The 10887-nt window shown below is 70.4% G+C and carries 14 protein-coding genes; 6 read left to right on the top strand and 8 right to left on the bottom strand.

Annotated features, from left to right (window positions below):
* Window positions 1-274 precede the first annotated feature (274 nt).
* Complete coding sequence (locus P3L51_RS32470) at window positions 275-916, bottom strand: DNA-3-methyladenine glycosylase (protein WP_354608924.1); 642 nt, start codon at window positions 914-916, stop codon at window positions 275-277.
* 75 nt (window positions 917-991) lie between these two features.
* Between P3L51_RS32470 and P3L51_RS32465 the strand changes: the two genes are divergently transcribed.
* The 3 genes from P3L51_RS32465 to P3L51_RS32455 all read left to right on the top strand — a co-directional run bounded on the left by P3L51_RS32465 (window position 992) and on the right by P3L51_RS32455 (window position 3103).
* Window positions 992-1774 (top strand): sporulation protein, encoded by a 783-nt coding sequence (locus tag P3L51_RS32465; RefSeq protein ID WP_354608923.1) that lies wholly within the window; start codon window positions 992-994, stop codon window positions 1772-1774.
* An 87-nt stretch (window positions 1775-1861) separates the two neighbouring features.
* Entirely contained in the window at window positions 1862-2401 is a 540-nt protein-coding gene (locus tag P3L51_RS32460; RefSeq protein ID WP_354608922.1) for a YbhB/YbcL family Raf kinase inhibitor-like protein, read from the top strand.
* A gap of 189 nt (window positions 2402-2590) precedes the next feature.
* Window positions 2591-3103, top strand: a complete 513-nt coding sequence (locus P3L51_RS32455; RefSeq protein WP_354608921.1) for an HNH endonuclease — start codon at window positions 2591-2593, stop codon at window positions 3101-3103.
* A gap of 78 nt (window positions 3104-3181) precedes the next feature.
* On the opposite strand, the gene P3L51_RS32450 is transcribed toward P3L51_RS32455, so the two are convergent.
* From P3L51_RS32450 to P3L51_RS32435, 4 genes are all read right to left on the bottom strand, one after another.
* Entirely contained in the window at window positions 3182-3949 is a 768-nt protein-coding gene (locus P3L51_RS32450) for a sulfite exporter TauE/SafE family protein (RefSeq protein WP_354608920.1), read from the bottom strand.
* Window positions 3950-4063: 114 nt separating this feature from the next.
* Window positions 4064-4996, bottom strand: a complete 933-nt coding sequence (locus tag P3L51_RS32445; protein ID WP_354608919.1) for an SPFH domain-containing protein — start codon at window positions 4994-4996, stop codon at window positions 4064-4066.
* A gap of 136 nt (window positions 4997-5132) precedes the next feature.
* Window positions 5133-5561, bottom strand: coding sequence for an NfeD family protein (locus tag P3L51_RS32440; RefSeq protein WP_354608918.1), 429 nt, complete (start codon window positions 5559-5561; stop codon window positions 5133-5135).
* A gap of 96 nt (window positions 5562-5657) precedes the next feature.
* Window positions 5658-6449, bottom strand: a complete 792-nt coding sequence (locus tag P3L51_RS32435; RefSeq protein WP_354608917.1) for an ABC transporter ATP-binding protein — start codon at window positions 6447-6449, stop codon at window positions 5658-5660.
* Between the two features lie 124 nt (window positions 6450-6573).
* On the opposite strand from P3L51_RS32435, the gene P3L51_RS32430 reads away from it, so the two are divergent.
* Entirely contained in the window at window positions 6574-7362 is a 789-nt protein-coding gene (locus tag P3L51_RS32430; protein ID WP_354608916.1) for an Rv1486c family protein, read from the top strand.
* Between the two features lie 101 nt (window positions 7363-7463).
* On the opposite strand, the gene P3L51_RS32425 is transcribed toward P3L51_RS32430, so the two are convergent.
* The 3 genes from P3L51_RS32425 to P3L51_RS32415 form a co-directional block, all read right to left on the bottom strand.
* Window positions 7464-7715, bottom strand: coding sequence for a chaplin (locus P3L51_RS32425; RefSeq protein ID WP_354608915.1), 252 nt, complete (start codon window positions 7713-7715; stop codon window positions 7464-7466).
* Between the two features lie 171 nt (window positions 7716-7886).
* The gene (locus P3L51_RS32420) at window positions 7887-8534 is read right to left on the bottom strand and encodes a response regulator (RefSeq protein WP_354608914.1); all 648 of its coding nucleotides are present in this window, start codon (window positions 8532-8534) and stop codon (window positions 7887-7889) included.
* The gene (locus P3L51_RS32415; protein WP_354608913.1) at window positions 8527-9672 is read right to left on the bottom strand and encodes a GAF domain-containing sensor histidine kinase; all 1146 of its coding nucleotides are present in this window, start codon (window positions 9670-9672) and stop codon (window positions 8527-8529) included. The genes P3L51_RS32420 and P3L51_RS32415 overlap by 8 nt, the downstream gene beginning before the upstream one ends.
* A gap of 218 nt (window positions 9673-9890) precedes the next feature.
* Between P3L51_RS32415 and P3L51_RS32410 the strand changes: the two genes are divergently transcribed.
* The gene (locus P3L51_RS32410; protein ID WP_354608912.1) at window positions 9891-10586 is read left to right on the top strand and encodes an SDR family NAD(P)-dependent oxidoreductase; all 696 of its coding nucleotides are present in this window, start codon (window positions 9891-9893) and stop codon (window positions 10584-10586) included.
* Window positions 10586-10887: S-adenosylmethionine:tRNA ribosyltransferase-isomerase (locus P3L51_RS32405; RefSeq protein WP_354608911.1), on the top strand; the 302-nt coding region annotated here is incomplete at its 3' end. The genes P3L51_RS32410 and P3L51_RS32405, both read left to right, overlap by 1 nt.

Below are 10887 nucleotides of genomic sequence, written 5' to 3'. Positions count from 1 at the left end.
CGTTTCCGACTCTATCAGAACCTTTCGGCGCCTGATTCCCAGTCGGCGGGAACGCTTTAAGTTATCCGCTTTCGCGTTTCCCTTTCGGCATGTCCACTACGTTAACCGATTTCCCGGGCGACTCATAATCGAGCCGAGAGGTTCGAATTTCGGCATGCCGAAATAGAACCCCGCCAGGGGCAAATCGTAGGTAGTGGGTGGCCACTCCGGGCTGCTGAAGAGCAAGACCGGTTCAAAGCGGCTCGGACTACATTAGGGCTCCCGAACCGGCGCGTCAAGTTGCCCGGCGGCGGGGGGTGTGTGCTCGGTACGGGCTCACCGTGGGGTCGCCGTCGATCCAGTAGCGCCAGGGGTGCGGGGCACCGTCACCGCCCACTCCGGTGCGTGGGCCGTTGCGTACCTGGTCACTTGGGGGTGGTGCGCCCGTGAGCATCGACAGGGGCGCGGCGCCGCCGGCACAGACGTCCGCGCCGTTCAAGGCGCGGTCGACGGACAGGCCGGTGGCCAATCGGGCCGGGCCTTTGGCCAGTTCCTTGTCGTTACGGGCCGAGAGACGTCGTTTCCGCACCTGCTCCGCGCCCTCCAGGACCTCGCCGGCGCGCAGCAGCACGCCGCTCGCCCGTCCCACCGGGCCGCACACCAGGTTGAGGCAGTGCCACATGCCGTAGGTGAAGTAGACGTACGCGTGGCCCGGCGGGCCGAACATCACGTCGTTGCGGGGCGTACGGCCCCGGAAGGCGTGGGAGCCGGGGTCGATGTCGCCCGCGTACGCCTCCACCTCCGTGAGGCGGAGCTCTATCGTTCCTTGCGCCGTCCGGCGCAGGAGAGTTCGGCCCAGCAGGTCCGGGGCGACTTCCAGCACGGGCCGGTTGAAGAAGTCGCGGGGCAGCGGCGTACGGTCGGGGCGCTCGATCATGTCGTCCGAGCGTAGCGGGGGAACCGCCCGCGGTCGTGACGCGTATGTAGAGGTCAGGATCTAGGAGGAGTGACTATGGGCTTCAAGAGGCTGCTCGCGAGCATGGGCGCCGGCGGTGCGTCCGTCGAGACCGAGCTGACCGAGCAGAACGTCGTGCCGGGCGGAGTCGTCCAGGGCGAGGTGCGGGTTCAGGGCGGGTCGGTCGACCAGCAGATCGAGGGACTCTCCGTCGGTCTCCAGGCGCGCGTCGAGGTCGAGGGCGGTGACCAGGAGGTCAAGCAGGACCTGGAATTCGTCAAGCAGCGCCTCGGTGGCGCCTTCGCGGTGCAGGCCGGCGCGGTGCACGTCGTGCCCTTCGGCCTGGAGATCCCGTGGGAGACCCCGGTGACGAGCATCGCCGGGCAGCAGCTGCACGGCATGAACATCGGTGTGACGACGGAGCTGGAGATCGCTCGGGCACTGGACTCCGGCGACCTGGACCCGATCAACGTCCACCCGCTCCCGGCGCAGCAGGCCATCCTGGACGCCTTCGTCAACCTGGACTTCCGCTTCAAGAGCGCGGACATGGAGCGCGGGCACATCCGGGGGACGCGTCAGCGCCTGCCCTTCTACCAGGAGATCGAGTTCGTCCCGCCGCAGCGGTACCGCGGGCTGAACCAGGTCGAGCTCACGTTCATCGCGGACGACCGCGAGATGGACGTCATCCTGGAGATGGACAAGAAGCCGGGCCTCTTCAGCGAGGGCAGCGACTCGTTCCGCGCGTTCAAGGTGGGTCTGAACGACTTCCAGGGAACCGACTGGGCCGCCTACCTCAACCAGTGGATCGCCGACGTCGGCGGACGTCGTAACTGGGCCTGACGTCTGTCCGGCCATAGTCTCGGTCCCGGAAGGCCGCCGGGACCCGCGAGGCCCGGCGGCGCGAAGCCGAATTCCGGAGGTTCAGTAGTGACCGAGGCGAAGAGGGCTCCACTCCCTCATGACTTCCACCCGCCGGTGCCGTCCTTCACCGTGGTGAGCGACGACATCGCGCCCGGTGCGGTCCTGAAGGACGCCCAGGTCTTCGCGGCGGGGAACACCTCACCGCATCTGCGGTGGGAGGGGTTCCCCGCGGAGACCAAGAGCTTTGCCGTGACGTGCTTCGACCCCGACGCGCCGACCGGCAGCGGTTTCTGGCACTGGACGCTGTTCGACATCCCGGCGTCGGTCACCGAGCTTCCGGCGGGCGCGGGTTCCGGCTCGTTCGAGGGGCTTCCCAAGGGCGCCGTGCACGCCCGTAACGACTACGGGTCGAAGGAGTTCGGGGGCGCCGCTCCCCCGGCGGGTGATCCGGCGCACCGTTATGTGTTCACGGTGTACGCGGTGGACGGCGACACGCTGGGCCCGGACTCGGACGCCTCGCCCGCCGTGGTCGGCTTCAATCTGCGCTATCACACGCTGGCGCGTGCGCGGCTGATCGGTGAGTACGCCGCCGCGGCGGAGAGCTGACCGTTCAGCCGTTGTTTGCCCTGCCCTGGTCTTGGAGAGATCAGAGCAGGGCATTTTTTTGTTGCGGGGGCAATTGGGGTCGTCCCCGGAACTCGGATCGGCGGATATTGCGTTGTCCATCTCGGCGCGCCCGGCCAAAGTTGATCCCAGCCCGCCGTCCGGCGGGGCGGCACACGGGAGGTGGGCGGGATGCGGGACACGCTGGTACTGAATGCGAGCTTCGAGCCGCTGTCGACGGTGACACTCAACCGTGCGGTGGTGCTGGTCCTTCAGGACAAGGCCGTCGTCGAGCAGTCCCACCCGGCTCTGCGGGTGCGTGCGGCCGCGGTGGATCTCCCGGTGCCCCGGGTGATCAGGCTCTGCCGGTATGTACGGGTGCCCTTCCGAAGACAGGCTCCGTGGTCGCGACGGGGAGTGCTGATACGCGACCAGCACCGGTGCGCGTACTGCGGTCGGCGGGCGACGACCGTGGACCATGTGGTGCCGCGGTCGCGTGGCGGTGCGGACAGCTGGATCAATACGGTCGCCTCGTGTGCCGAGGACAATCACCGCAAGGCCGACCGGACGCCGGAGCAGGCGGGAATGCCCCTGCTGCACGAGCCGTTCGTGCCGTCTCCCGCCGACGCGATGCTGTTGACGCTGCGGGCCGGTGAGCGGTCGGCGCTGCCGCAGTGGCTGGCGGGGGTCGGCACTGCCGCGTAGCCCTTGACGCTTCTGCCTGCTGTCGCCGGACGGCCCGTCTCCGTATGCCGGAGGCGGGCTCTGTCGTGTGCGGTCCCCTCAGCGCGTGACCAGCTGGACGATGGCAGCCGTGCCGACGACCACGATCGTCGCGCGCATCACCGCGGGTGACAGCCGCCGGCCGACCTTCGCGCCCAACTGGCCGCCGATCGCCGAGCCCACGGCGATGAGCGCGACCGCGGTCCAGTCGAACTCCGCCACGAAGAGGAAGAAGGTCGCGGCGATGGTGTTCACGATGGCGGCGAGGACGTTCTTGACGGCGTTGAGGCGCTGCGTCTCCTCGTCGATCAACATGCCCATGAGGGACATGTAGATGATCCCCTGGGCCGCGGTGAAGTAGCCGCCGTAGACGCTGGCGGCCAGTACGCCGCCGAAGAGCAGCGGTCCGCCGTCGGTCTTCGTGGCGACGTTCGCGCGCTCGCGGTGGCGCCGGACGGTCTTGGAGAGGCGGGGCTGGAGGATCACCAGGACGAGGGCGAGACCGACCAGGATCGGCACGATCGTCTCGAAGGCCGTCGAGGGCAGTGAGACGAGCAGGATCGCTCCGCCGAGTCCGCCGCAGACGGAGGCGGTGCCCAGGCGCATGACGCGGCGGCGCTGTCCGGCGAGTTCCGCGCGGTAGCCGATGGCTCCGCTGACGGCGCCCGGTATCAGGCCGAGTGCGTTGGAGACGGTGGCGGTGACGGGTGGCAGGCCGGTCGCGAGCAGCACCGGGAAGGTGATCAGCGTTCCTGAGCCGACGATCGCGTTGATGGTGCCGGCGCAGGTGCCCGCGACGAACACGGCGAGCATCTCCCAGATGGTCACGCGACACGTCCCTCGGTGATCGGTGGTGGTAGCACCGATCATGCCCGACGGCGGGCCGGGTCCCGTACGACGGGTGGTGGGTCTGGTGCGTCGTACGGGACCGTGCAGTGCGCCTCAGTCGAGCGGCGGCTGCTGGCGCCGGTCCTTGCCGCCGGTGTTGAAGCCCGGTACGCCGGCGCCGAGGTTGTCGAACGCGCCGCTGAGTCCCTTGAGCGCGTCGCCGATCTCGCTGGGCACGATCCAGAGCTTGTTGGCGTCGCCCTCGGCGATCTTGGGGAGCATCTGGAGGTACTGGTACGCGAGGAGCTTCTGGTCGGGGTCGCCGGCGTGGATGGACTCGAAGACCGTACGGATCGCCTGGGCTTCGCCCTCCGCGCGCAGGGCGGCGGCCTTGGCCTCACCTTCGGCGCGCAGGATCGCGGACTGCTTCTCGCCCTCGGCGGTGAGGATCGCGGACTGGCGGATGCCCTCGGCGGTGAGGATCGCGGCGCGCTTGTCGCGGTCCGCGCGCATCTGCTTCTCCATCGAGTCCTGGATGGAGGTCGGCGGCTCGATGGCCTTGAGCTCGACGCGGTTGACGCGGATGCCCCACTTGCCGGTGGCTTCGTCGAGGACCCCGCGCAGGGCCGCGTTGATCTCCTCGCGTGAGGTGAGGGTCCGCTCCAGGTCCATGCCACCGATGATGTTGCGCAGTGTGGTGACGGTGAGCTGTTCGATCGCCTGGATGTAGCTGGCGACTTCGTACGTCGCGGCGCGGGCGTCGGTGACCTGGTAATAGATGACCGTGTCGATGTTGACGACCAGGTTGTCCTGGGTGATCACCGGCTGGGGCGGGAAGGGGACGACCTGTTCACGGAGGTCGATGCGGTTGCGGATCGAGTCGATGAACGGGACCACGATGTTCAGGCCCGCGTTGAGCGTGCGGGTGTAGCGCCCGAAGCGCTCCACGATGGCGGCGCTCGCCTGCGGGATGACCTGGATCGTCTTGATCAGGGCGATGAATACAAGCACCACCAGGATGACCAGGACGATGATGATTGATGGCATCGCGTTCCTACTGCCCTTCGCTGCCGGACTGGCGGACTGTCAGATGATCGAGTTTGGCAGAACACGCCTGTGTGTGCGGGGCGTTCGGCCTGGTTGTCTCACTTCGTACGGCGTGCGGGGGCGCCCGGAGGAGCGCTCACATCACTACCGCGGTCGCGCCGTCGATGTCGGCGACGTCGACCTTCTCCCCCGGTTCAAAGGTCTGTTCGGCGTCGAGGGTGCGTGCCGACCAGACCTCCCCGGCGAGTTTGATCCGGCCACCGCTGCCGTCGACCCGTTCGAGGACGACGGCCTGACGCCCCTTCAGGGCGTCGATTCCCGTGGCCAGGCGGGGAGTTCGGGTGCCTTGTCTGGCCGCCAGGGGCCGTACGACGGCGATGAGGGCGACCGAGACCGCCACGAAGACAAGGACCTGCGCCACGATTCCGCCGCCCAGCGCGGCGACGACGGCACCGGCCACCGCGCCCGCGGAGAACATCCCGAATTCGGGCATCGCCGTCAGGACGAGCGGAATGCCCAGTCCTACGGCCGCGATCAGCCACCACACCCATGCTTCGATTTCCACATCATCATGGTAGGTCGGCGGGTCCGGTCCGGACAGGGGGTGCAATCAGGTCATCAGAGGTACGTGGCACTGTCGGGGCCACCGGGGCGGGCGAGGTCAGCGCAGTGGCAGACCGCGCGCCGACCAGCGCTCGTTGGCCTGCTCGACGATGAGCGGGAGACCGAAGCAGAGGGAGAGGTTACGGGACGTCAGCTCGGTCTCCATGGGGCCCGCGGCGAGGACCTTGCCCTGGCGGATCATGAGGACGTGCGTGAAGCCGGGTGCGATCTCCTCGACATGGTGGGTGACCATGATCATGGAGGGGGCGTACGGGTCCCTGGCGAGCCGGCCGAGGCGGCGTACGAGATCCTCGCGGCCACCGAGGTCGAGACCGGCGGCGGGCTCGTCGAGGAGCAGCAGTTCGGGGTCGGTCATCATCGCGCGGGCGATCAGGGCGCGCTTGCGCTCGCCCTCGGAGAGGGTGCCGAACCTGCGGTCCAGGTACTCGGTCATGCCGAGCCGGTCGAGGAAGGCGCGGGCGCGCTGCTCGTCGACCTCGTCGTAGTTCTCGTGCCAGGTGGCGGTCATGCCGTACGCGGCGGTGAGGACCGTCTGGAGCACGGTCTGGCGCTTGGGCAGCTTCTCGGCCATGGCGACGCCCGCCATGCCGATGCGGGGGCGGAGTTCGAAGACGTCCACCTTGCCGAGCTTGTCGCCGAGGATCTTCACCTTGCCGGTGGAGGGGAAGAGGTAGCTGGACGCGAGGTTGAGCAGGGTCGTCTTCCCGGCGCCGTTGGGGCCGAGGATCACCCAGCGTTCGCCTTCCTTGACGGACCAGGAGACATCGTCCACCAGAGCGCGTCCGTCGCGGACCACGGATACGTCCACCAGCTCCAGTACATCGCTCATGAGCGCGTTGTCTCCCCATGCTGTCTTGAGATCTGGCATGCGCCTGTGGGCGCAGCTCCACAGGGAAAACCTACGCCACCGGTCCGGCGGTCAACGCTTTAGGTCCGTTGCCTAGGCTGGGGCCATGCTTTGCGAACCACGCTCAGGACTGTTGGCGGCCTGGGGAAATGCCCTCCTTGCCGGTTTCGTATCGCCGGACGACGCGGCTCTCGCGATCGTCGGGCCGGACGCGGTGCACCGGGTGGCGGGGCTGCCGGGTGAGGCGGGGCCGGTCGGGCTGACTCTGGCGCTCGGCCGGCTGCGCGCGCTGGGGGTGGGCGGGTACCGGGTGGCGCTTCCGGCGCCGGGCCATCCGCTGGGGCTCAGCGGGCCGCCGGACTTCAACGCCCGCGCGCTGGAGGCCGAGGAGGCGGTGGTCGCCTCGGGGGCGCCGTACGGGCTGGTGCCCGAGGTGTCCGCGGTGGGCCCGGAGGGCGACCTTCATGTGGAGGTGGTCTGGCACTGTCTGCCGGTGCGCGAGGCGCCGCCGGCGGACGTGCCGTCGCTCGGGGAGGCGGAGCGGGAGCTGGCCGAGGCGCTGCGGGACGCGACGGACGTGCTGTCGCGGCTGGATGTCGCGGGGTCGGGGCCGGTGGCCGAGGCCGCGCTGGACGCTTACCGGGCGCGGGCGGAGCGGGGCCGGGAGGTACTGGCTCCGGGCTATCCGCCGCGCGCCGTACGGGTGCTGGAGCTGGCGCAGCGGGTGGGGCTGCTGGTCGTGCTGGCGCGGGAGCACGGGCACGGCGGGGCGGTGAGCGCGTCGGAGATGGCGGCGCGTGGTGAGGCGTTGCGGCCGGTGGAGCGGGTGGCGCGGCGGGCGCAGGTGGCCGCGTACAACGCGTATGTGGAGGAGAGGGAGCGCGGGCCGCGCTGAGCGCGGTCGTGGGGTGTGACCAGGAGTGTGATGAACGGCACGGCCCCGGTGCCCGTCGCTGAGGACGGGTACCGGGGCCGCGGCGCCTCGAGGGCGGTGGGTCAGGCGTTGAGGCCGCTGTTGGCGAACGCGGGGTTGAGGACGCCGATCACGTTGACCGTGTTGCCGACCGCGTTCACGGGGATCTGCACCGGGACCTGAACGAGGTTGCCGGAGCCGACGCCCGGCGAGTGCACGGCCTTGCCGCCGGCGTCGGCGTGCGGGCCGCCGGTGGCGAAGGCGGCACCGGAACCCGCGGCGACGAGTCCGCCGGCGATCATGGTGAGGGCGGCGGCCTTCTTGAGGTTGTTCATTTTCAGGATCCTCCATCGCAAGGACCGCGGCGGTAATCCGCGGCACGTCATGGAGAACGCCCGGGCACCGCCGGGGATACGCCGTGTGGGGGACATACACCCGACGGTATGAATCTCAGATCGAAATACGACGTTCCGTATTACCGGCCGGGACCCGCCCGAGGCCGCCGCTCAGCCGGCGATCCCGTGCCGTACGGCCCACAGCGCGGCCTGTGTGCGGTCCGCGAGATCCAGCTTCATCAGAATGTTCGAGACATGCGTCTTGACGGTCTTCTCCGAGAGGACGAGCGCGCGGGCGATCTCCCGGTTGGAGCGGCCGTCCGCGATCAGGGTGAGCACTTCGCGCTCCCGGTCGGTGAGCGAGGAGCCCCTGCCGTGTCCGGTGCCGGGGTCGTCCTGGGCCAGCAGGGCGCCCGCCACCTCGGGCTGGAGCAGGACATGACCGGCGTGTACGGAGCGGATGGCGCCGGCCAGTGCCTCCGGGTCGACGTCCTTGTACACGTAACCGGCCGCCCCGGCACGCAGCGCGGGCACCACCGTGCGCTGCTCGGTGAAGCTCGTCACGATCAGCACCTTGGCCGGGTTGGCGAGTTCGCGGAGCTTGCGCAGCGCCTCGATGCCGTCGGTGCCCGGCATCTTGATGTCCATCAGGACGACGTCCGGGCGCAGCTCCTCCGCGCCGGCCACGCCCTCGTCGCCGTCGGACGCCTCGCCCACGACCTCTATGTCGTCCTGGATCTCCAGGAAGGTGCGCAGACCGCGGCGGACCACCTGGTGGTCGTCCACCAGCAGCACACGGATTCTCTTGTCGTCAGCCACCGGGCACTTCCATCTCGATCGTGGTGCCCTGTCCGGGCGCCGATTGCACCGTCAGCCTGCCGCCCACACCGCTCGACCTGTCCCGCATCGAGACGAGCCCGAGGTGGCGGCCGGCCCTGCGGACCGTTCTCGGTTCGAAGCCCTTGCCGTCGTCGGTGACGCTGAGGACCGCGCCCTGGCCCCGGCGGGCGACGGTCACGTCGACGCGCTCCGCGCCGGAGTGGCGCAGCGCGTTGTGCAGCGCCTCCTGGGCGACGCGGAGCATCGCCTCCTCCTGGGAGGCGGGCAGGGCCCGTACACCGCAGCTGTCGAAGGTGACGTGCGCGGAGTGCGCGCGGTCGAGGACCTGGATGTGGGCGCGCAGGGTGTGGACCAGGCCGTCCTCGTCGAGGGCGGCGGGGCGCAGCTCGACGACCGCGGCGCGCAGTTCGTCGGCGGCCTCGGCGGCGAGGTCGGCGACCTGTTGCAGTTCGCCCTTGGCGCGGGCCGGGTCGCGGTCGATGAGGCTGGAGACCGCCTGGGCGGTCAGCCGCAGCGAGAAGAGTTTCTGGCTGACGGCGTCGTGGAGTTCGTGGGCGAGCCGGGAGCGTTCCTCGGCGATGGTCAGCTCGCGGCTGCGCTCGTACAGCCTGGCGTTGGTGAGGGCGATCGCCGCGTGCTGGGCGAGGATGCCGAGAAGTTCCTCGTCCTCCTCGGTGAACCCGCAACCGCCGGCCGGCTTGGGGCAGCGCTTGTTGGCGAGGAAGAGCGTGCCGATCGTCTCGTCGCCGTCGCGGATGGGCAGGCCGAGGAAGTCGGACATGTCGGGGTGTGCGGCGGGCCAGCCGCCGAAGCGGGGGTCCTTCTTCACGTCGGCGAGCCGCTCGGGCCGCGCGTCGTGCAGCATCGCCGCGAGGATGCCGTGCTGGCGCGGGAGCGGGCCGATGGCCTTCCACTGCGCGTCGCTGACGCCGTCGACCACGAACTGGGCGAAGCCGCCGTGGTCGTCGGGCACACCGAGCGCGGCGTACTCGGCGTCGAGCAGTTCGCGGGCGGAGGCGACGATCGTCTTGAGGACGTCCCTCACTTCCAGATGCCTGCTCATCGCGAGGAGCGCGGTGCTCACGGCGGCGAGCCCGGAGCTCGGTCGATGGCTCATGGCCTCACCGTACCGGCGGGCGGGACGGGCCGGATCGGACCTGAGACGCAGTGGCCGGGGGCCGACGGCCTAGGCCGATGTGCCATGGCGCGGGGGGACCCGTGGCCGATCCGGCGGGTCGTCCGTCCTTCCTATGTTGGGGACGACGGCCCTCGGCGTCGAGGGCAACGGCCTCGGCGACGTCCCGGGCCGACGTGAGGCGAGAAGGAGTGGACGCCATGTCGGTAGCGATCATCACGGGGGCTTCCAAGGGACTGGGGCGCGCGCTGGGCGGGGCTCTCGCGCGAGAGGGGTGGGACCTGGTGCTCGACGCCAGGACGCCCGGCGCGCTGGCGGACGCCGCGACGGAGATCCGGGCGCACGGGACGCGGGTGACGGCGGTCCCCGGGGATGTGACCGATCCCGTCCACCGCGCGGAGCTGGTCGCGGCGGCGGGCGCGCTGGGCGGGCTCGATCTGCTGGTGAGCAACGCGAGCGCGCTGGGCGCCGAGCCGCTCGTACGACTGGACGCGCTGGCGCTCGACGGGCTGCGCGCCGCGCTGGAGACGAATGTGGTGGCGGCGCTCGGGCTCGTGCAGGAGGCGCTGCCGCTGCTGCGGGCGGCCCGCGCGGGCACGGTGATCGCCGTCAGCTCGGACGCGGCGGCGGAGGCGTACGAGACCTGGGGCGGGTACGGGGCGTCCAAGGCCGCGCTCGACCACCTGGCCGCCGTGCTCGCCGTGGAGGAGCCGGAGCTGCGGGTGTGGGCGGTCGACCCGGGCGACATGCAGACGGATCTGTACGCGGCGGCCGTGCCGGACGACGGTGAGGAGCGGCCGGATCCGCGGTCCGTGGTGCCGGGCTTCCTGCGGCTGCTCCGGCACCGGCCGACGAGCGGCCGTTACTCGGCCACCTCGTTGCTGGGGGTGGTCTGATGTCCGGGGCCGCCGCAGGGCGGACGGGACTGGAGGGCCTGCGGGTGCCCGAGGCGCTGTCCGCGCGGGTGCCCGCCGAGCGGCGCGGTGCGGGTCGGGACGACGTACGGCTGCTGGTGTCCCGGGGTACGGAGGTGTCGCACCACGTCTTCGGGGAGCTGGCGGGGCAGCTGCGGGCCGGGGACGTGCTCGTGGTGAACACCTCGCGGACGCTGCCGGCGGCGGTCGACGGGCGGCTGCGCGGTGAGCGGCTGGTCGTCCACTTCTCCACGCGCGGGGACGACGGCCGGTGGGCGGTGGA

The sequence above is a fragment of the Streptomyces panacea genome, assembly GCF_040560175.1.
GTDB classification, from domain to species: Bacteria; Actinomycetota; Actinomycetes; order Streptomycetales; family Streptomycetaceae; genus Streptomyces; species Streptomyces panacea.
Note: the sequence above shows the minus strand (reverse complement) of the source record. Positions and strands in the feature narration are given on the sequence as shown.